This window comes from Ferrimonas sp. SCSIO 43195, from assembly GCF_023716685.1.
Lineage (GTDB): Bacteria > Pseudomonadota > Gammaproteobacteria > Enterobacterales > Shewanellaceae > Ferrimonas > Ferrimonas kyonanensis.
Window position 1 is genome coordinate 1,942,821 of record NZ_CP072679.1, and the last position, 19,862, is coordinate 1,962,682.

At 54.3% G+C, this 19,862-nt stretch carries 20 protein-coding genes and 2 tRNA genes; 15 read left to right on the forward strand and 7 right to left on the reverse strand.

Translation table 11 applies throughout. The annotated features are described in order from the left end of the window. The 4 genes from tusB to J8Z22_RS09170 form a co-directional block, all read right to left on the reverse strand. The gene (gene tusB, locus J8Z22_RS09155) at positions 1 to 288 is read right to left on the reverse strand and encodes a sulfurtransferase complex subunit TusB (RefSeq protein ID WP_252010155.1); all 288 of its coding nucleotides are present in this window, start codon (positions 286 to 288) and stop codon (positions 1 to 3) included. Next, positions 285 to 641: a sulfurtransferase complex subunit TusC gene (gene tusC, locus J8Z22_RS09160; RefSeq protein ID WP_252010156.1), complete on the reverse strand. Its 357-nt coding sequence runs from the start codon at positions 639 to 641 to the stop codon at positions 285 to 287. The genes tusB and tusC overlap by 4 nt, the downstream gene beginning before the upstream one ends. Beyond that, positions 641 to 1,030, reverse strand: a complete 390-nt coding sequence (gene tusD, locus J8Z22_RS09165; RefSeq protein ID WP_028113311.1) for a sulfurtransferase complex subunit TusD — start codon at positions 1,028 to 1,030, stop codon at positions 641 to 643. Before tusD ends, tusC begins: the two co-directional genes overlap by 1 nt. 66 nt (positions 1,031 to 1,096) lie before the next feature. Beyond that, positions 1,097 to 1,756: a Bax inhibitor-1/YccA family protein gene (locus J8Z22_RS09170; RefSeq protein WP_028113310.1), complete on the reverse strand. Its 660-nt coding sequence runs from the start codon at positions 1,754 to 1,756 to the stop codon at positions 1,097 to 1,099. Positions 1,757 to 2,073: 317 nt separating this feature from the next. Here J8Z22_RS09170 and J8Z22_RS09175 point away from each other — a divergent pair, with 317 nt between their 5' ends. The 6 genes from J8Z22_RS09175 to J8Z22_RS09200 all read left to right on the forward strand — a co-directional run bounded on the left by J8Z22_RS09175 (position 2,074) and on the right by J8Z22_RS09200 (position 8,598). Then, complete coding sequence (locus J8Z22_RS09175; protein WP_035415869.1) at positions 2,074 to 2,454, forward strand: DUF4440 domain-containing protein; 381 nt, start codon at positions 2,074 to 2,076, stop codon at positions 2,452 to 2,454. A gap of 9 nt (positions 2,455 to 2,463) precedes the next feature. After that, complete coding sequence (locus J8Z22_RS09180) at positions 2,464 to 2,961, forward strand: GNAT family N-acetyltransferase (protein WP_252010157.1); 498 nt, start codon at positions 2,464 to 2,466, stop codon at positions 2,959 to 2,961. Between the two features lie 74 nt (positions 2,962 to 3,035). After that, a tRNA-Ser gene (locus tag J8Z22_RS09185) sits at positions 3,036 to 3,126 on the forward strand. 770 nt (positions 3,127 to 3,896) lie between these two features. Further along, positions 3,897 to 5,984: an elongation factor G gene (gene fusA, locus J8Z22_RS09190; RefSeq protein ID WP_252010158.1), complete on the forward strand. Its 2,088-nt coding sequence runs from the start codon at positions 3,897 to 3,899 to the stop codon at positions 5,982 to 5,984. Between the two features lie 179 nt (positions 5,985 to 6,163). Further along, on the forward strand, positions 6,164 to 6,841 hold the full coding sequence (locus J8Z22_RS09195) for a nitroreductase family protein (protein WP_252010159.1): 678 nt from the start codon (positions 6,164 to 6,166) through the stop codon (positions 6,839 to 6,841). An 86-nt stretch (positions 6,842 to 6,927) separates the two neighbouring features. After that, positions 6,928 to 8,598 carry an acyl-CoA dehydrogenase family protein gene (locus tag J8Z22_RS09200; protein WP_252010160.1) on the forward strand — a complete coding sequence of 557 codons (1,671 nt, stop codon included), beginning with the start codon at positions 6,928 to 6,930 and terminating at the stop codon, positions 8,596 to 8,598. Positions 8,599 to 8,610: 12 nt separating this feature from the next. On the opposite strand, the gene J8Z22_RS09205 is transcribed toward J8Z22_RS09200, so the two are convergent. Beyond that, positions 8,611 to 9,528: a LysR family transcriptional regulator gene (locus tag J8Z22_RS09205; protein ID WP_028113303.1), complete on the reverse strand. Its 918-nt coding sequence runs from the start codon at positions 9,526 to 9,528 to the stop codon at positions 8,611 to 8,613. Between the two features lie 155 nt (positions 9,529 to 9,683). Then, positions 9,684 to 10,943, reverse strand: coding sequence for an OmpP1/FadL family transporter (locus J8Z22_RS09210; protein ID WP_252010161.1), 1,260 nt, complete (start codon positions 10,941 to 10,943; stop codon positions 9,684 to 9,686). 595 nt (positions 10,944 to 11,538) lie between these two features. Between J8Z22_RS09210 and J8Z22_RS09215 the strand changes: the two genes are divergently transcribed. The 7 genes from J8Z22_RS09215 to J8Z22_RS09245 all read left to right on the forward strand — a co-directional run bounded on the left by J8Z22_RS09215 (position 11,539) and on the right by J8Z22_RS09245 (position 16,516). Further along, on the forward strand, positions 11,539 to 13,119 hold the full coding sequence (locus J8Z22_RS09215; RefSeq protein ID WP_051252699.1) for a reductive dehalogenase: 1,581 nt from the start codon (positions 11,539 to 11,541) through the stop codon (positions 13,117 to 13,119). 10 nt (positions 13,120 to 13,129) lie between these two features. Further along, on the forward strand, positions 13,130 to 13,408 hold the full coding sequence (locus tag J8Z22_RS09220) for a hypothetical protein (RefSeq protein WP_252010162.1): 279 nt from the start codon (positions 13,130 to 13,132) through the stop codon (positions 13,406 to 13,408). Between the two features lie 77 nt (positions 13,409 to 13,485). Next, positions 13,486 to 14,757, forward strand: a complete 1,272-nt coding sequence (locus J8Z22_RS09225) for a 4Fe-4S binding protein (RefSeq protein ID WP_252010163.1) — start codon at positions 13,486 to 13,488, stop codon at positions 14,755 to 14,757. Then, positions 14,738 to 14,920 carry a hypothetical protein gene (locus J8Z22_RS09230; RefSeq protein WP_252010164.1) on the forward strand — a complete coding sequence of 61 codons (183 nt, stop codon included), beginning with the start codon at positions 14,738 to 14,740 and terminating at the stop codon, positions 14,918 to 14,920. Before J8Z22_RS09225 ends, J8Z22_RS09230 begins: the two co-directional genes overlap by 20 nt. Next, positions 14,917 to 15,558 carry a hypothetical protein gene (locus tag J8Z22_RS09235; protein WP_252010165.1) on the forward strand — a complete coding sequence of 214 codons (642 nt, stop codon included), beginning with the start codon at positions 14,917 to 14,919 and terminating at the stop codon, positions 15,556 to 15,558. The genes J8Z22_RS09230 and J8Z22_RS09235 overlap by 4 nt, the downstream gene beginning before the upstream one ends. Positions 15,559 to 15,570: 12 nt before the next feature. Then, positions 15,571 to 16,293, forward strand: a complete 723-nt coding sequence (locus tag J8Z22_RS09240; protein ID WP_252010166.1) for a LuxR C-terminal-related transcriptional regulator — start codon at positions 15,571 to 15,573, stop codon at positions 16,291 to 16,293. Positions 16,294 to 16,425: 132 nt separating this feature from the next. Continuing rightward, positions 16,426 to 16,516: transfer RNA gene (locus tag J8Z22_RS09245), tRNA-Ser, on the forward strand. Positions 16,517 to 16,878: 362 nt separating this feature from the next. Here the strand turns inward: J8Z22_RS09245 and J8Z22_RS09250 are convergent. Beyond that, on the reverse strand, positions 16,879 to 17,259 hold the full coding sequence (locus J8Z22_RS09250; protein ID WP_084144450.1) for a helix-turn-helix domain-containing protein: 381 nt from the start codon (positions 17,257 to 17,259) through the stop codon (positions 16,879 to 16,881). Between the two features lie 150 nt (positions 17,260 to 17,409). Here J8Z22_RS09250 and J8Z22_RS09255 point away from each other — a divergent pair, with 150 nt between their 5' ends. Together J8Z22_RS09255 and J8Z22_RS09260 are read left to right on the forward strand one after the other, a co-directional pair. Then, positions 17,410 to 17,952 carry a nuclear transport factor 2 family protein gene (locus J8Z22_RS09255; protein ID WP_028113297.1) on the forward strand — a complete coding sequence of 181 codons (543 nt, stop codon included), beginning with the start codon at positions 17,410 to 17,412 and terminating at the stop codon, positions 17,950 to 17,952. 615 nt (positions 17,953 to 18,567) lie between these two features. Then, on the forward strand, positions 18,568 to 19,605 hold the full coding sequence (locus J8Z22_RS09260) for an IS110 family transposase (RefSeq protein WP_252007102.1): 1,038 nt from the start codon (positions 18,568 to 18,570) through the stop codon (positions 19,603 to 19,605). Positions 19,606 to 19,862: the final 257 nt, after the last annotated feature.

The window sequence follows — 19,862 nt, forward strand, 5'->3', positions numbered from 1 at the left end:
TTACCAAGCCTGTACTTTGTCGTAGTGCAGTGTCAGATCGACGAATTGCGGATAATCAATCACCGTTATGGGGGCCAAGACTCGTTTTAACAACCCCCGCGCCTGCAAGTCTTCCTTTAGAGCGTAGCAGGGGCGATCGTGGAGCAGCTTGGCAAAATCGGACAGGGTGGCGGCGACCACGGCGTCCTGCATCAACAACAGGCCATCACCGGCGCTGGCGTAATCGATAGCCAGTTGATGACGATGACTGTCATTGGGGGATTGGCTGAGGGTATGGAGAACGTTCAAAATGTCAGTACCTGTTGTATGCCGTTTAGCTGCTCGGTCAATTGTTGCTGGGTCAATACCTTGACCGGCATCAGCAGGTCATCGGCACTCAGTCCCCGTTGTTGTAGTGACTGCTGGCAGACCCAGATCTGTTCGACGTCGTACATGGGCAGGGCTTTGAAGGTGGCGATGTAGTCTCTGGCCTCAATCTGACTGGGGGCCTGTTCGGACAGCAGTTGGTAGACGCCATCGCCCACGAAGAAGCATTGGGTGGGGATGTCATAGCTGGCGCTGAGCAGGGCCAGATCCAGCGCTTCCCGACCACTGGCGCGACCGTGCGGCATGTGAGTAAAGACTATGGCAAGCTGTTTCATCAAAATTGCACCGTCCTGTCTGCCGCTTGCATGGTGGTGACCAGTTCGCCCAGGCCTCCAAGGATAAAGCCGGTGGCCAGATTGGCGCTGTCCAGGCCAGCATCCTCTGCAGCCTCGGTATCGATGATTCCTCGGCGCAGTCCGGCGGAGACGCAGCTGATCAGCGGGACCTGGTGTTGAAGGTGAAGTTGTTGCCAGCGACCGAGCAAGTTCAGCTCATCGCTGGCGGGCATCAGCATTCTGGAGGCGTTCAATACACCGGCCTGGTAGAAGAACACCTGTTCCAGCCGGTGGCCCGCCTCAATGACGGATTCACAAAATTTTAGGGCAGACCAGGCGGACTGGCTGCCGTAGGGTTCGCCATTGACGACCACTAAAAAAGAACTCATATCGTGTGCAGTATTCAATAAAAAAGGCCCCGGTAATGGGGCCTTAGTGTAACGCACTTTGCGAATTTAGTCGTCGCTCATGCCCAGCAGGCTTAGCAGGCTGAGGAAGATGTTGTACAGAGACACAAACAGGGTCACGGTCGCATTGATGTAGTTGGTTTCACCGCCATGGATAATGGCGCTGGTTTGCATCAGGATGGCACCGGACGAGAACAGGATGAACAGACAGCTCAGAGCCATGCTCAGCGCCGGAATGGCCAGGAAGATGTTGGCGATGAAGGCGGCAATGATCACCCAGAAGCCTGCCATCATCATGCCACCGAGGAAGGACATGTCTTTACCGGTAACCAGCACGTAGGCAGACAGACCGAAGAAGGTCAGGGCGGTGCCACCCAGGGCCATCAAAACGACGTCGCCCATACCCGCACCCAGATACATATTCAGAATCGGTCCCAGGGTGTACCCCATGAAGCCGGTCAGGGCGAATACGGACACCAGGCCCATGGCACTGTTGGCAGTGCGGCTAACCAAAAACAGCAGACCGTAGAAACCGACCAGGGTGATGATCATGCCGGGGTAGGGCAGATTCAACGCCATGGTGACGCCGGCTACGGCGGCGGAAAAGGCCAGGGTCATGGCCAGCAACATATAGGTGTTGCGGAGAACTTTATTAATCTCGACCGAGCTGCGGGTGCTGCTGACGGTCTCAAAACGCTGGGTCTGCATGTTGACTCCTTTGTCTGTGGCTACAACAGTTTAGAGCCACCAAATCCTAAAAGGTTTACTGTACAAGTTGATATAGGTGCCCGGCAACGGTTTTTCAACCCCTCGAGGTCATTATTGGGTGATGAGTTCAGCCACAATCAAGGCTGTGGTGACTGGATACGGAAATGTCGCAGTATTGGCGCACAAAATCCGAGCCATGGCGCAATGCTGACATTTTGTCGACGTCGTCTGGGCTATGCTAACAAGATAAGGCAGACTGTCTGTGGGGCAGTGTCCTCATCAGGAAAGCGTAACCGTTAAGGAAGACTAGCCTATTTATGAATACTCTAAGTGCAGCACTGGAACTGGAACCTCATATCGTAGCTCTGGAAAAGCGCCTGTTCTGTCATTCGACCCGTCGGCAGCCTGAGCAGCTGGCTTTCTTGATTCACGCCGATTTTATCGAAGTGTCCGCCGCGGGGCAGCGCTTCGGGCTGGCTCAGGTGCTGGCCAGAGTGCCCAATGAAGTGCCGCCGCTTATCGATGCCAGAGAGTTCCAGGTGCGGCAACTCAGTGCCAGCCTGTGTCAGGTGTTGTATCGGGCTAAGATGGTGAAAGGGGCGGTATTCAGTTATTCCCAGCGCAGCTCATTGTGGGTGCTGGAAGAGAACCGTTGGCAGATGATCCATCATCAAGGGACGCCCTGTCCGCCATTTTGAATCTTGTTTATGACTAACATTGACCTGTACATTCGGCCTTATCGGCCGGGCGATGCTCGGGCGCTTACCGACCTGTTTTATGACACCATCCACTCCATAGGTCTGCTTCACTACACGGCGGAGCAGGTAGCGGCCTGGGCGCCACTCCCGAAGGAGTATGAACGCTGGGCGGTGAGACTGTCCCAGTGTCCTCCCTACGTGGCCCTGTTGGATGACATCGTGGTTGGCTTTATCACCTTGAGCGACAGTGGCCATATTGATTTGGCTTATACCCATCAATCCTATCAGCGCCGGGGGATTGCCAGTGCCCTGTATGAGCATTTGTTGGTAAAGGCGGCGAAGCAATCCTTGCAAACTCTCACCGTCGATGCGTCTTGTTTTGCTCGACCGTTTTTTGAAAAACGGGGCTTTGAGGTGGTTCGGGAGAACCAGACGATTCGCCGGGGTCAGCGACTGCAGAGTTGGCGTATGGCATTGACCTTATTGGAAGGATGCGCTGGGTCATAGTTTTTGACTATTGGCCTCTGAGGGGAATCTAGGGCTTTACAGCGAGGCGAGCTTTCCCTATCATTGCCGCCACTGGAGAGATGGCTGAGTGGTTGAAAGCACCGGTCTTGAAAACCGGCAAGGGTTTATAGCCCTTCTAGGGTTCAAATCCCTATCTCTCCGCCATATTAGCAATTGCTTTGAAACCGGATACCTTTTGCGGGTTGGTTTCGAAGCTGGAGAGAGTTAGGGTGCAGAACCCTAGTCAGGGTTTGCAACGAGCGCAGCGAGTAACGCCGAAGGCGGCCGAGCTGGCGAGGGAATCAATCCCTATCTCTCCGCCATATTAGCAATGCCTTTGAAACTGTAATTTTTCATGATTTGGTTTCGAAGTTAGGAGAGAGATGGGGTGAAGAGCCCTAGCTGGGTTCGCAACGAGCGTAGCGAGTAACGCCGAAGGCGGCCAAGCGCAGCGCGGGTATCAATCCCTATCTCTCCGCCATGTTTTAGAAAAACCCGCCTTTTGGCGGGTTTTTTCGTACAACTTGTAGGGTTGACCTTGTGACTCCCCCCCCTGTCTGCGCGGACATCGAGGCTGGCGCTGACAGAGAATGTCTATACGTTACAAGGCCCTACAAGGCTATGCCAACGACAGTAAGAACACACGAACGAGACTGATGCCGGATGTTCCTTAACCCAGGGATACAACGGTTAAATCGAGCGGTGGTTTTTTTTGAGATTTCGGCCCCAAATCATCGTTGGCAAATAGAAGTGGGCTATAATTCGTGCGGCAAGTCAGACATCCCAACCGACGTCGGACAAGATAGTGACCAGTTGCAGTACAAAATCGATGCTAACTACCGAAATCATTTCGAGTAGTGCGTATCTTTTGGTGCCAATAGTGGTATACTTCCCCGCCGAAAAGTGACAACGATTGTTTTTTGCAGAGTAAAGCAATGACTGATTTATCAAAATACAGAAATATTGGTATCTTCGCTCACGTTGATGCCGGTAAGACCACTACTACTGAGCGTATCCTGAAACTGACCGGTAAGATCCACAAGACCGGTGAAGTGCATGACGGTGCCGCTACCACTGACTTCATGGAACAGGAAGCTGAGCGTGGTATTACCATTCAGTCAGCTGCTACCACTTGTTTCTGGAAAGACCACCGGATGAACATCATCGATACTCCGGGACACGTAGACTTCACCGTTGAAGTATACCGTTCCCTGAAAGTATTGGATGGTGGTGTCGGTGTATTCTGTGGTTCCGGCGGTGTTGAGCCTCAGTCCGAAACCAACTGGCGTTACGCTAACGAATCCGAAGTAGCCCGTCTGATCTTCGTGAACAAGCTGGACCGTATGGGTGCAGACTTCTTCCGCGTTGTAGACCAGGTTAAGAACGTATTGGGTGCAAACCCAATGGTTATGACCCTGCCTATCGGTCGTGAAGATGACTTCGTTGGTGTTGTAGACGTACTGAGCCAAAAGGCTTACGTATGGGACGACACTGGCCTGCCAGAAAACTACGAAATCGTAGACATCCCAGCTGACCTGGTCGATGACGCTGCCGCCTACCGCGAAGAGCTGATCGAAATGGCAGTTGAGCAGGACGAAGACCTGATGATGGCTTACATGGACGGCGAAGAGCCTTCTCTGGAAGACATCAAGCGTTGTATCCGTCTGGGTACCCGTGACATGTCCTTCTTCCCGACTTACTGTGGTTCTGCATTTAAGAACAAAGGTGTTCAGCTGGTTCTGGACGCGGTTGTTGATTACCTGCCTAGCCCAACCGAAGTTGATGCACAGCCTCTGACTGATCCAGAGACTGGTGAGCCTACCGGTGAAGTTGCTACCGTATCTGCTGACGAGCCACTGCGTGCTCTGGCGTTCAAGATCATGGATGACCGTTTCGGTGCCCTGACCTTTATCCGCATCTACTCTGGTGTTCTGGAAAAAGGCATGACCATCCTGAACTCCGCTACCGGCAAAACCGAGCGTATCGGTCGTATGGTAGAGATGCACGCCGATGAGCGTAACGAGATCTCTCGTGCTCAAGCCGGTGACATCATCGCCGTTGTTGGTATGAAGAACGTGCAGACCGGTCACACCCTGTGTGATCCTAAGCATGAGTGCACCCTGGAGCCTATGATCTTCCCTGAGCCAGTGATCTCCATCGCTGTATCTCCGAAGGACAAAGGTGGTTCCGAGAAGATGGGTATCGCTATCGGTAAGATGGTTGCAGAAGATCCATCCTTCCAGGTTGAAACCGATGAAGATTCCGGTGAAACCATCCTGAAGGGTATGGGTGAACTGCACCTGGATATTAAAGTAGATATCCTGAAGCGTACCTACGGTGTTGACCTGATTGTTGGTCAGCCACAGGTTGCTTACCGTGAAACCATCACTCAAGCAGTTGAAGATTCCTACACCCACAAGAAGCAGTCTGGTGGTTCCGGTCAGTTCGGTAAGATCGATTACCGCATCAAGCCTGGCGAACCAGGTACCGGCTTCACCTTTACCTCCACTGTTGTGGGCGGTAACGTGCCGAAGGAATTCTGGCCTGCTATTGAGAAAGGCTTCGCCTCCATGATGGAGCAGGGCGTTCTGGCTGGCTTCCCAGTACTGGACGTTGAAGTAGAGCTGTTCGACGGTGGCTTCCACGCAGTTGACTCCTCTGCCGTAGCCTTCGAAATCGCCGCTAAGGGCGCTTTCCGTCAATCCATTCCTAAGGCCGGTCCTCAGCTGATCGAACCTATCATGAAGGTTGACGTGTTCACTCCAGAAGACCACGTTGGTGATGTAATCGGTGACCTGAACCGTCGTCGCGGTATGATCAAAGACCAAGAAGCTGGCGCCACTGGCGTTCGCATCAAGGCTGACGTACCTCTGTCCGAAATGTTCGGTTACATCGGTCACCTGCGTACTATGACTTCCGGCCGTGGTCAGTTCTCTATGGAGTTCTCCCACTACATGCCTTGCCCAATGAACGTGGCAGAAGAAGTTATCGCTGAAGTGAAAGCTCGCGACGCAGCTAAGTAATTTCGATTACTGAATGTGTTAAAGCCCCGGCCTTGTGCCGGGGCTTTTTGTTTGTGGTGTCTTTGGTCGTGGCTTGTGCTGAGCGAGTGCTCTGGTTAGCATGATGGCTTCATCAACGGGTGAAGCGGGCATAGGCGTGCCTGAGGTTGACCGCTCATCCCACCGGCCGGAGCGACGCCATGCAGCCTCACGACAGTGAACCCCTCAGTGATTTTATCGAGTACGACAGCGAACAGATGCGACAGCGGGCGCAGTTGTTTTTGCAACAGATGCGTCGTCGTCACTCCATCCGCAGCTTTTCCGATCGGCCAGTGCCCCGTCAGGTGATCGAAGACTGCATTCTTACTGCCGGCAGCGCCCCCAGTGGTGCCAATCACCAACCCTGGCATTTTGTTGCCATTCACTCTGACGAGGTTAAAAGCCAGATTCGCGAGCAGGCTGAGGCACTGGAGCGAGGGTTTTACGAGGATAAGCGTGCCGGAGAGGAGTGGCTCGAGGCTCTGAAACCTCTGGGCACCGACGCCCATAAGCCTTATTTGCAGACCGCCCCATGGCTGATCGCAGTATTCAGCAAGAAACGCGGCGGCTTGCAGGATGACGGTGAAACCACCAACTACTATGTGCATGAAAGCGTGGGAATTGCCACCGGCTTTCTGATCACCGCCCTGCATCAGGCTGGACTGGCAACGCTCACCCACACCCCGAAGCCGATGAGTTTCCTGTCCAGGGTGTGCGGGCGCAGCGACAACGAGCGGCCTTACATGTTGATTGTGGCCGGTTACCCGGGCGAAGACGCCAGCATTCCCGCCCATGCCCGCCATAAGAAGTCGTTGGCAGAGATCGCCAGCTTTTTGTAGGGCTGGCACAAAGGGCTTTACGGGTCGCCAAGTAAACGCTAGTTTAAATTCATCGATGATTGAATTTTGACCAGAAGGAATGGCCCTTGTCGACCTCTCAGCCCGCTGTCAGCATACTCGCTGAAACCCATGACGTGTTTAATCAGGTGCCGCCGCTGGAGCACTACAACCTGTATGATAACGATCAACCACTGAAAGAGTTACTGGCTCGCGAAGGCGGCAACTGGGGCCTGGAGCGGGTTCGTCGTCTGGGACAAACCCTGGGGGAGCCCCAGTGGATAGAGAAAGGCTTTTTGGCCAATCGGCATAAGCCGGAGTTTCACAGCCACGACCGATTCGGTAATCGCATTGACTGGGTGGAGTTTCATCCGGCTTACCACGAGTTGATGACCCTGGCCATCGATGCCGGCATTCCAACCCTGCCTTGGACCACACCTAAAGCCGGCGCCCATGTGGTGCGGATGGCTCTCAACTACCTCTACAACCAGAATGACGCCGGCAGCGGTTGTCCGTTGACCATGACCTTTGCGGCGGTGCCGCCGCTGGCGAAAGCCAAGGGTGAGGCCTCGGCTTGGCTGGCAAAGTTGCTGCAAGGTCGCTACGACCCGGCCAACAAGCCCAGCAGCGATAAACTGGGCGTCACCATCGGCATGGCCATGACCGAAAAGCAGGGCGGTACCGACGTGAGAGCCAATACGACGGTGGCGACGCAGTTGGAGGGCGATCGTTATGAACTCGTCGGTCACAAGTGGTTCTGCTCGGCGCCCATGTGCGACGGTTTCCTGACCCTGGCGCAGACAGCCGCCGGACTGACCTGCTTTTTGCTGCCCCGGTGGCGCCCGGACGGGCGCCGTAATGAGTTTTATGTGCAGCGGCTTAAAAACAAGATGGGCAACGTGTCCAACGCCTCGTCTGAGGTGGAGTTTCGCGGTGCTCTGGGTTGGCGCCTCGGCGAAGAGGGCCGCGGAGTCGCCACCATCATCGAGATGGTGGCGCTGACCCGTTACGACTGCATGATCGGCTCTACCTCGATGATGCGCCAGGCGGTGGCTCAGGTGACTCATCATATTGCTCATCGTAGCGTGATGGGAAAACCCTTGATGGAACAGCCGTTAATGCAGAATGTGGTGGCGGATCTGTGTCTGGAGGTCGAGGGGGCACTGGCGATGACCGGTCGCATGGCTCGGGCGCTGGACGCCCCGGACGATCCTCAGGAACAGCTGTTGTTGCGGGTGGGTACGGCGATTGGCAAGTACTGGATTTGCAAACGTGCGACTCACCATATTGGCGAGGCCCAGGAGTGTCTGGGGGGCATAGGTTATGTGGAGGAAAGCATACTGCCGCGGTTGTATCGTGAAGCGCCGGTGAACTCCATCTGGGAGGGCAGTGGTAATGTGCAATGTCTGGATGTGTTGCGGGCCATCGGCAAAACGCCGCAGGCGATGGAGGTTTACTTTTCAGAGCTGGAGTTGGCCCGCGGCGGTCACCGGTTGTACGACGCCTATCTGGATGATACTCGGGAGCAGTTTCAGGCATTGACGGACTTTGAGTATCAGGGGCGCCACATGGTAGAGCGTCTGGCCAAGCTGATGCAGGCGGCGCAGTTAATTTTCGCCGGTAACGCCGGAGTCATTGATGCTTTTTGTGCCAGTCGCCTGGGGCCCGGACGAGGGCTGTGCTTTGGCAACTTGCCACTAGGCATCGATTGTCTGGCCATCATTGAGCGGGCCAGACCCAAGGTAATGGCCGGTGAATAATCGCGGCGCTTATCAGCGCCGGCGCGGGGCCGGCTCTCCCAGCAATTCGCTGGCCCTGGCCATTTCGATAAACAGCCGCATGCGATGATTCTCAAACGGGGTTCTGGGGTAGATGGCCCACAGGGGGCCGGGAGTGGCGAAGCGGCCGTCAAACAGGCGCACCAACTGGCCGCTTTCCAGGTACTGGTTACAGCAAAAATCCGGTAGCCAGCAGATGCCATGACCCAGCAAGGTCATCTGCAGCGCCGCTTCGGCCTCGTCCAGGCGAAGGTGACTGTGAACTGGCAGTGTCTGCAGTTGGTCGCCATCCTGCCAATACCAGTCGCCGTCGCCGAGATCGGTGTAATTGAGCACCACAAGGTGGTGATCATTCAGCTCCTGAATGTTACTTGGGGTGCCGGCAGTTTTCAGGTACTCCGGGCTGGCATAAAAGTCACGTTTGGTGAGCGACAGCGGTTCACTGACGAAACTTTTGTCGTTCAAAGGCTTGGTGTTGAACATCAAATCGACATCGAATTTGGTGGCATCGGGGGCCGACCAGGTGGACCTTAGCTCCAGGTCAATGTTGGGGTACTTGCGTACGAACTCGGACAGCACCGGTCCGGCGATCACCCGGTTAAACAGGCCCAGGGCACTGACTCTGAGTTTGCCGCTGGGTTCGCAGGTGGTGGTCTTCATGCGCTCGGTGGCCTCCAGCCACTGCATCTCAATGGCCTGGCTGTGTTGCAGGAATGCCTCTCCTTCCGGTGTTAAGGCCAGTTGCCGGGTTGAACGCTGAAACAGCACTACGCCGAGATGGGACTCCAGTTGTTTGATGCGCCGGGTCACGCTGGGGCGAGGTTGAGCCAGGGAGTCTGCAGCGCGGGCGAAACTGCCGACTTTGGCGATGTGGTTAACCAAACGAAGGTCGTCGAGGGAGATTTGGTGCATAGTTATCCTGTCTCGTCTTGGCGGTCGAAGGCTCTGTCTCCTGATAGTAGCAACGAAACCGGGCACCACACAGTGAGCCCGGTAGCAGGTGGGGATTTGTCTGTCACTAGTCATAAGACTTAGGGCGTCGGGGGTTCCTGGGCCTAAGTCAGTGGTTAAAACTGGTGACTTAATCCCAGGCTAAGGAGGTGAATATGGGCCTCACTTTGACCTCGAATCTGTTGTTGGAAAGGCGCCTCAGCAATGGGGTCATAGCCGTTGATGGCCTGATTGACTTCGATGTCGCCCAGATCCAGGTATTGATAGTTCATGTCAAGGCGAGTGCGTTCACTCACCTGCCAGCTGGCGCCGACGGCGTAGGCGAGCTGGCGATCCATGGGCGGATCCAGTTTGTGGTCAGCTTTTGACACCACCGACTGATCGTAGGCGATGCCGACCTTGAGCAACCATTGTTGGCTGAGCTGGTAGTTGAAGCCGATGGCGGCACTCCAGGCGTCGTTCCAGTTGCGGGGAATAACGATGGTGGGGCCGTGGTCATGGACGATGCGACTCTCCTCCAGATCGGACCATTGTGCCCATTCCAGATCCGCCAACAGGGTCCAGCCTGCGCCGAGCTGGCGATCCAGGCTGAAAGTAACCAAGTCTGCCAGATTAAATACGTGGGTGGCCTGATCCTTTTGGGTGCCCATGGGGCTGATTAGGGTGGTGTCGCCGGTCAACTCATGTTCAACGCCCGCCACATAGCGCAACCCCATGCGAGTGAGTTCGTCCGGACGGTACATCAGCCCCAACGACCAGGTGAACTCGGTGCTGCTCAGGTCCAGGTTTTCGCTGGCACCGGGAAACGGTGCCATGTCCAGCTCCCAGCTCATGTAATTGGCCCCAAGACTGGCCCCTAACGACCATTGTTGGTTGATTCGGTAGCCCACTGAAGCGGTGGCCGTCAGTACCAGCACGTCTACAGACTCGATAAAGTTGTCTCCGACCCAGTTGCTGCCGAAGTCGGCAGCGCCACCTGCCGGCGACGCCAGGGCCAGGCCCATGCCCCAGTTCTCATCGAGTGGCTGGCCGTAAAACAGCGAATTACCCGCAGCGACACCGACATCGTAGTCGACATTTCGGCGACGCTGGTCGAAGCCGTCGTTGCTGCCGCTGGAGCCTTGATCCTTAAAGTTGAAGTGGTGGTCGATGGCCATCAGGTTTGCCTGGACTTGCCGTTGTTCTATGAAGGCCAGTCCGGCCGGATTGTTGAAGGCGGCACCGGCACTGATGTCGGCGGCGCGGCCGGCACCGGCGCTGCCGAGGTAGGCGGAGGCGGTGTCGTCCCGAAGCAGGCCACTGGCGTTGACCGTAGTGGCAAGGGTGGCAGAGAGGGCAACTAAGCCCAGAGAGAGATATTTAGAAGAACGATTCATGTTTCAACCCTTAGTAAATAACCAGATTGCAGTCATTTATTATTTTCAGTGTTTATTGTTTTTTATGTCGCGGAACGGAATATACAATTTTATTCGTCGGTCCTTGTTGTTGTTATTTTTTCAATTGTGATGGAATTCTGATAATTAGTTTAAATTTGATGTGGTTGTTTTTATATTTAAAATTGACAGTTTCATATTTGAAATGATGAGACTGAGAGCTGGCTGTGCATCGCTATAGTACTAGACAGCTAAAGCCGCTGCCGTTGTTCGGGTGTACCGGGGCTTAGAAGCCCTTAGACTACGGGGGGGAGGCATCAGAGGGAGTGGAAAATGATACCTGAGTCGCAAATTGGGCGCTGCAATCGATTTATTTGAAAAAGTAAAACAGTAGGGAATCCCTAGTGGCAGTGGGTGTTTGAAGTCCATAATTTACTGCGATTATCAAATGTGAAATTGTGAGTTACCTGAGCGGGGCTATTTGGGGTGAGTGATATTGGATAATATTTTAGGCCAAGATGTTGGTGTTCAATAAATTAATAATCTCTAGGTTTGAATTGCCGACAATATTTCCATTACTACTATTGCGAGATGGGAAATGACTCAAAAACAAGCTACACCGGGCCAGCCTGATTGCCCGCAGGATTCCGAGGGGTTGCTGGACAATCCACAACGTCGCCAACTGTTTAAACGGGCGGCGCTGGGTGGTGGCGCTGTACTGGCGGCGGGCCTGGGTGCCTATGGCGTTGGCCGGGTATCCATCGAGGGAAAACTCAATCCCGGTTGGCCGCAGTTGGCAGACGATTTCAAGCCCTTTCCCGGTCGTGACCACATGTGGTCCTATGCCGGCAGCCCGATGCTGATGATGCGCCATCCTGAGCGTAACGAGCAGTTTGGTCGGCTTAACAAGGACAACCCCAACTACAACTTTCAGCTTCAGGTGCCTCGTTTTGAGCAAAAGGGGTGGGATAACTCTCGCCTCGGCTTTACCCAGCTGGATCGATCGTTGTCCCATGCCGCCTGGTGTCCGCCGCACAAATGGGATTTGCGCCTGGGTGCCATGGGCGTGCCGGATACCACCTGGTTCTCCTGGGATCAGTCGGATGTCGAGCATGAACAGTATCAGTTTGGCTCCAAGTTGGAGGCGGCCAATGCCATTCGCAGTGCTGCACGCTTGTTTGGCGCCATCCGCTGTGGCATCGCTAAACGCGATAAGCGCTGGGATTACGATCCGATTTACCATGCCGGTGCCACCGTGGAGATGATGGAAACCATGGAAGCTCAGGGCGTCAGCAAGATCACCGATCAGGCGGAGATGGCCAAAGCGATGCAGGGGGCGATGGAGCACTTTAAGCCTGTGGACCGCGAGCTTAGCTGGGAGGAGGATTTTCCTTTCGAGCCAAAGACGGTGATTGTGATGGCGGTGCCCATGGACTACGACAACCTGGCCACCGCACCGACCTTTACCTCCGGCGGCACCGTGGGAGACGGTTACACCAAGATGGCGACGTTGGCGTCGCAGATGGCCAAATTCATTCGCGGCCTCGGTTACCATGCTGTGGCCAGTGGCAACGATCTGGGTAACTCGGTGGCTTACGGCATTGCCGCCGGCCTGGGTGAGGGGGCCCGAAATGGCCAGCTGATTGTGCCCGGCTATGGTCCGCGTCTGCGCCTGTGCAAAGTGTATACCGACCTGGAATTTGTTGACCACGATCAGCCGCGCAGCTGGGGCATTGAGGAGTTCTGCAAATCCTGTAAAAAGTGCGCCGAAGCCTGCCCGTCCAAGGCGTTGCCCATGGGCGAAGACACCACCTTTACCTTTGTCGGTGAGCACTCGGAACAGCCAGGCTATAACTGGAACAACCACGAAGGGATCAAGAAGTTCCACGTCGACTCCAAACGCTGTTTCGACTACTGGATGGAGAGCGACGGCGACTGCGCCGCCTGTAACGCCGCCTGTACTTTTAACGAACCGGATTTCTGGCATCACTGGATGATCGTGGCGGCCAACCCGTTCATTCCGGACGTGCTGCACAGTGCCATGTCGGAGATGCACCCGGCCTTTGGCTATGGCTCTACCCAGAACCCCGCCAAGGTGACCAAGTTCTGGAATACCGGGGAGGGGATGCGGGTGAACGCAACCAACCGTAATGTTTTCGGCGCTGTCGGCCGTTCCTGAGGAGAGTGACATGGAACTACTGGAATTTTTTATCATGGGCATGCTGTTCACCCTGGGTGTTTTGGGACTGGCTTACCTGTCGGTACGGGTACAGATGCCGGCCCTGGCCTGGGCTGGCATGATCACCGGAGCCTTGACCTTCCTGTTTGGCATTGGTTGGGCCGGCAGTTCCTTTATTGAGGACGTGCCGCAATCGGGCTCGCTGGGACTGGCGGTGTTCTGTATGCCGGGCCTGTTATTGATGGCTTTCATCTGGCGTAAGTACGTACCTAAAGGCCTGCGCCTGTAGGGCGAACGTCCTCCTAATCGGCGTGCGATGCTGGCTGAAGCTGCGCACGCCGACATTGTTCACAAGACGAGAATGTCATGAAAGTAAAACGATTCGCTTGGTCGTCGCTGATCCGCAGCCTGGCCTGGTTGAGTCTGATCGCGGCCTTTGTTATCGGTCAGATAGGTACACGCCCGGACTACGAGGCATTGCTGGCCAGTCATTTTCCCGAGGCGACCCTGACGCCGTACTCGGGCGAGGGTGATGGCCCCAGAGTCTTTGAGTTCAGCAATCGCCAGCAGGGTGAGCCCGAAGTGGTGATTCTGGGGCAGGGGGACGGCTATGGCGGGCCGATGACGGTGGCCATTACCGCCAGTCGCACCGCCACCGGGGCCCGAACCCACGACGTGTTGCTGCTGGCGGACACAGAGACCCCGCCATACATCGAGCGACTGAAGAAGAAACACTTTTTCCGCCAACTGGCTAACCGTTCGGTGACCGACGATTTCCTATTGGATACCGATATCGACTCTTACTCCGGGGCGACCATTACTGCCCGGGGCGTCAGTCAAGCGATGCGGGCCTCCCTGCACCTGGGGGCAATGACTCACCTGGGCTTGCCTGCCACCTGGACGCCGGATCCTTGGGCGTTGGGGTGGGATGAGTTGGGAATGTTGTTGCTGGTGGCGGCGTCAATCGTGGTCAGCATGGGGTCGAAACACCGTTTCAGTCGGCTGTTGAAAACGTTGCTGCCGCTGGTGTCACTGCTGTTTGTCGGCTTTTATACCAATGCCTCTATCGGCATCGGCAGCATCAGCAGCATTGTTCTGGGGTACATCCCCAGTGTGAAGCAGCATCCACTATGGTGGATACTGATGGGCGCCATTCTGGTGGGCATCGTATTGCTGGGCCGCAATGTCTATTGTCACAAATTGTGCCCCTTTAGCACGGTGCAATCCCTGCTGACCAAGGTCACCGGCCTATCGATGAAGGCCCCAACGGTACTGATCAAGCATGCCCGAAGCCTGATTTTAGGGCTTATTTGGGGATCATTAATGCTGATTCTGCTCTCCCGTCACCCATCGCTGGGCTCCTATGAGCCGTTTTCGATGATGTTCGCCCTCGAAGGGGTTGGCATGCAGTGGTACATCCTGCCGCTGTCGCTGTTTGGTGCTGCGTTCATTCCCGATTTCTGGTGTCGTTATTTCTGTCCGGTTGGGCTGACCATCAACGAGTCGGTGAAACTGCGCCGCAAAGCAGTGAACCGGGCTAAGGCTTGGCATCACAGTCGCCGTATCGAAGTGCAGTGCGATTCCGGCATCCCGTCACCGACTCACAAAGGAGGCTCCCATGGCAAAACTTCGGCGTAAGCCCAACGCGCACCCCATCGCCCGGGTATTAAGTGGCGTAACTCTATTTCTGATTCTGCTGTTCTTTTTTAACTCGGCGCGGCAGATCCACACCGATGGGGTGTGGCAGCAGTTCTGCCACGTTATCGGTGACGCGGTGATCTGCGAGGAGGTGACGCCATGAGGTATGGGCCCGACACGTTCTTGATTTGCAGCGGCTGTGGTGGCGATCTAATTCATCGGCCTCTGATGGCGGTGGATGCTCGTTTTGCCACTCTGTGGAGTGATGGCTACGTTGACAGCCCTACTGTGCCTGAGCAGCCGCTGGTGGCCCGCTGTGGCCACTGTCAGGCGCCGGTATGGCTGCCGGAGCTGGCGGTCAACCCCAACGGCGGGGAGAATGGCTGTGACTACCGGCCACTGACTCCGGCCGAGATTCAGAGTCTGCTCGATCAGTATGCGAGTCAGCCCTCGGATCATCAGTTGCATCTGCGGGTTAAGTTATGGCAGCAGTCAAACCATCGCTACCGCAACGATGATGGCTCTGGCGTAGCCTGGACCGAAGCGGAGCAGGCCAATATGGAGGCGCTGCTGGCGATCCTGGATATGCACCGGGTTCAGGAGCGGCTAATGGCCGCCGAACTGCTACGCCAACTGGGTCAGTTCGAATCGGCCAGTGCGCTGTTGGATGGGCAGTTTGACGGCATGGCGCTGGACATTGTCAATTTGCTGAGGCACCAGATAGAGCAGCGTCATCAGCGGCTGTTTCGTTGCCGATTGACTCAGACCGTCGACACCCGCAGTGCGGCGGATTACCGCTGAGGGGGCCAGGGTATGACACAGGCGCATAGCGGTACTGGTATTGCCGGATTATTGCAACAGGGCTGCGACGAATTGGGGGTGAAGGCCATCTGCTATTGCTACGATTTGGATGAGCCGATGCGCTGGGGGCGGCGCCTGAAAAGCACCGAACACGTGATTCGCAACCTGGCCAAGCGGCGTCAACTGTTTGCCAGTTCCGGTCAGGCGCTGAGCTTGTGGCGCAGAAAGATGCCGTTTTATCGGAACATGGAAACTGTTATCGAACAGCTTTTGAGCCAGCAGGTGTGTGTCTGGCCACAGCAGAGCATGCCGGCGCCGATGGTTCGTCACCTGCAGGCTCAAGGGATCGAGGGGGTTATGACTGTGTCGGTATGCTGCCCGGTGTCGCCACGTTTGCGGGGCCGGTTTATGCTGTTGGTGCAATGCTCGGAGCAACTGACAGAGTTGGCCGATCAGCAGGGGAGAGTCGCGGCGTGCTTGGCGCAGTTGCAGACTCAGATTGCACTTGAGTTTGGTCGTGACATTCATCCCTTGGTGGACTGCAATGTGATTAGCCCGTTGGCGGTGTACATTCTTTCGGGTATTGCTCAGGGACAGGATCGCGAGCAGGTGTCTTCCCAACTCAACCTGACTCTGCGTGGCGTCGATTATCACATCAGTGTGTTGAAGCAGGTGCTGGGGGCGAGAAACATTGCCCAGTTGGTGCATGAAGCCGGCAAACTCCAACTGCTGTAACCCAAAGTCTGGCGGCATTTGTCTCAACTCGAATGAAATATCGTCATTCGCACCGAGGATTGCCACTATATTGTTCAGTCGACCGTTTTTTGCTTTACAGCCGGGCCGGTGATTATTACTATTTGCCGCGTTGGAGAGATGGCTGAGTGGTTGAAAGCACCGGTCTTGAAAACCGGCAAGGGTTTATAGCCCTTCTAGGGTTCAAATCCCTATCTCTCCGCCATACACAGAAAAGCCCGCCTAGTGCGGGCTTTTTGCTGTTCTGGATTCGAAGAAAGTGAGATAGGGTGCAGAACCCTAGCCAGGGTTCCAACGAGCGCAGCGAGTAACGCCGAAGGCGGCCGAACGCAGTGAGGGAATCAATCCCTATCTCTCCGCCATACAAAGAAAAGCCCGCCTAGTGCGGGCTTTTTGCTATTCTGCGTTCGAAGAACAGTGAGATAGGGTGCAGAACTCTAGCCAGGGTTCCAACGAGCGCAGCGAGTAACGCCGAAGGGTGTCAACTAAAGCATTTTCGACTCGTGAGCCTAGAGTCGCTTAGTTGAGAAATGCCGCACTTTATACCCTTTTTTGAACGAGATAAGACTAACTTTTTTCGTCATAGGATCTTCGAGCTCGATGAATCTCTTGTTGATGTTCATCTGCCCAACACACGAGTTTGTACAAAGGCTTAACCAGATCCCTTCCCAACTCTGTTAGTGCATATTCTACTCGTACAGGCACTTCAGGATACACAGTCCTATTTACATAACCTTCCCGCTCTAGATCACGCAGGGTTTGAGTCAACATACGTTGAGAAATCCCTTCTATTCTAGATTTCAAAGCATTAAAACGGTCTGAGCCATCTACGAGAGCAAACAGGATGAGTAGCGACCATTTGTCACCTATTTGCGCTACAACGTTGCGCACGGGGCAATCCTCATTATTGTGAAAGATACGCCTGTCCGATTTAGGTTTTTTCGCCATTTTTCAATACCTTATTTGTCTGTTGTTACCGCAAGAGTTACCAAAATGTGCCTAGCTAAGTATTTGGTGCCTTCTTGTGCTTGAGGTTACTATTGATTACCGTGGTTATTAATATATACCTACTAAGCACGGCAAACAATGGAGTTACCTATGTTCAAAGCACTTACCTCATTTATTCTTCTATTCACTAGCACGGTGGCATACGCACAATCTAAGGACGCATTGATCATTGATCTGCCATCGCTCAAGAAATCCAGTTGGACACAACAAGAGTTTGAAAATGCGGAGTTGATTACTGATTTTGTTCAAAACCTTATGAACAATCACAATTTCGACTACATCCTAGAGCACTACAACGACAGTGCTTATGTACAACACAATCGAAACTTACCTGACAAAGTTACTGGCTTAGTGGACTTCCTCACTGAATTTGTCGAGGAATATCCTGATTACACTTATGATGTAAAACACATCTACGTAGACGGTGATTATGTGATCTTCCATTCTCATGCCACGTTAGAAAGAGAAGACAGAGGCGATGATCAAAAAGGGATGAATATTATCGACACCTGGCGTATCGAAGAGGGCAGAATTGTAGAGCATTGGGATTCGATTCAAGCGCTTGATTTTTCAATGAGGGTTTACTCCTTAATCAGCGGTGGTGACATTGCTAATTCAAATGGTGTTTTCTAAGCCATTGACGTTGATAGATAAAACAGGTTAGTGCTTTGGCGATAACTTGTATGTGTCCAAAAGTGTGTCATGAGTTCTACCATTGCTGTTTCTAGACGTTAAAGTAAGCACTAGGCTTTAACCTGTACTAGGCAGACGACTAATTTAATTGCCTTACAACACGGTTAGTCATTCTAAAATAGTAGAATTTTATTTTGAGTGGCCTCAAGACCCCATCTCTCCGTCATCCACAGAAAAGCCCGCCGAGTGCGGGCTTTTTGTTGTTCTTACTTCGAAGACATGGAGGTTGGGTGCAGTGGAACATTGCCTACTGACCCCGGACAGCACTCAGCAACCATCACTCCGGTCCAGCGTCTTTCTCATGGTTAAAACCAAAGTCGCTGGGCCCTCGCGTTCGCAAGGGCGACGGTGCGAGTTGGTGGGGGTTGCGGTAGCCCGGTTGTTATCGTGGTTTCCGCAAAGCTCGGTGCAGTAGATTCCCCTCGCACTTCAATCACTCCTCCGTCGTGCCCGCGAAGGCGGGTACCCAGTGATGTGATGGACGCCCCCCTACGATACGGCGTCAAATGCGCCAGAATTAAGTTGCGAAACATAATTCCCAGAGGAGCGTCCATCATGTCTATTAAAGCCATTGGAATCGATTTAGCCAAGAGTGTTTTTCAGGTATGTGTTCTGCAGGAGGATGGTTCAATCCTATGGAACCGCAAGGTCAAAAGGGAGAAGTTGCTTCATACCCTGCGCAACTTTCCTGCTAAAACGTTGGTGGCGATGGAGTCTTGTGCTCGCTCCCACTATTGGGGAAGGCGGCTTGAGCAGGCTGGCTATCAGGTGAAGCTCATCCCCGCGCAACACGTTAAGCCGATGGTGTCAGCGCAGAAGAATGATGCCAATGATGCGTTAGCTATCTGCGAAGCGGCGTTCCGGCCGAAGCTGCACTCGGTTCCCATAAAGACCGTCGAGCAGCAAGACATAAAGGCTTTGCGCTGCGTTCGGCAGAGGATGGTTGAATACCGAACCGCCCTTGCTTGTCAGATGCGCGGCTTAGCAGGGGAGTATGGTGTGAACTTCGGCACTGGGATAAAGGTGCTGAGGAAAGAGCTCCCTGACACGATAGAGGACGGTGATAACGACCTGAGTGTTGTCATGCGGGGGTTATTGCTACGGATGCAGAGTGAGCTCAGGGCTCTGGATGAGGAAATCAAAGCCCTAGAGCAGGATATTCATCAGTTGTGTAAACAGCAGCCTCGATATCAATTGCTGCAGGGCATCCCCGGATTCGGTCCTATAGTTGCGGCGGCTTTCGTCAGTGAAGTGGGGGATGGTCTTCAGTTCTCTAATGGCCGGCAATTGTCGGCTTGGTGCGGTCTGGTTCCCAAGCAGCGGAGTACCGGAGGCAAGACCCGGTTAGGCAGTATCACTAAGGCCGGGAATAAGCAGTTGAGGGTGTTGCTGATACACGGAGCGAGAGCGGTATTTGCTCATGTGTCGAACCGAAATGACAGACTGGGGCGATGGCTGAACAAGCTAATAGTGCGCCGAGGTAAGCGCAAAGCGATAGTGGCGTTAGCGAACAAGCTGGCGCGAATAGCCTGGAGCATGACGGTCAGCGGCAACAAGTTTGAACTGACCCATGCGTTTGCAGTAACCAAGTAGTTAAGCTCCCTGAAGTCAGGGAGGTGCATTGAGTACCGCGTAACCTGAGTTTGCAAACCTTGATGAACAAACGGTAATCCGGCCTGGCAAGAGCCTGAAATAAGACCGACAGTAAATGTCGTCCCAGCGTGTAGGCTGCCAGGTTCGGACCACATTATGGCGCTACCTCGAGAAGGTAAAACAGACGCCGGATATACGTCCGCAAACCGACCTCATCAAAGTCTTGCAGTTGCAGGGGCGTCCATATATGTCTTTCG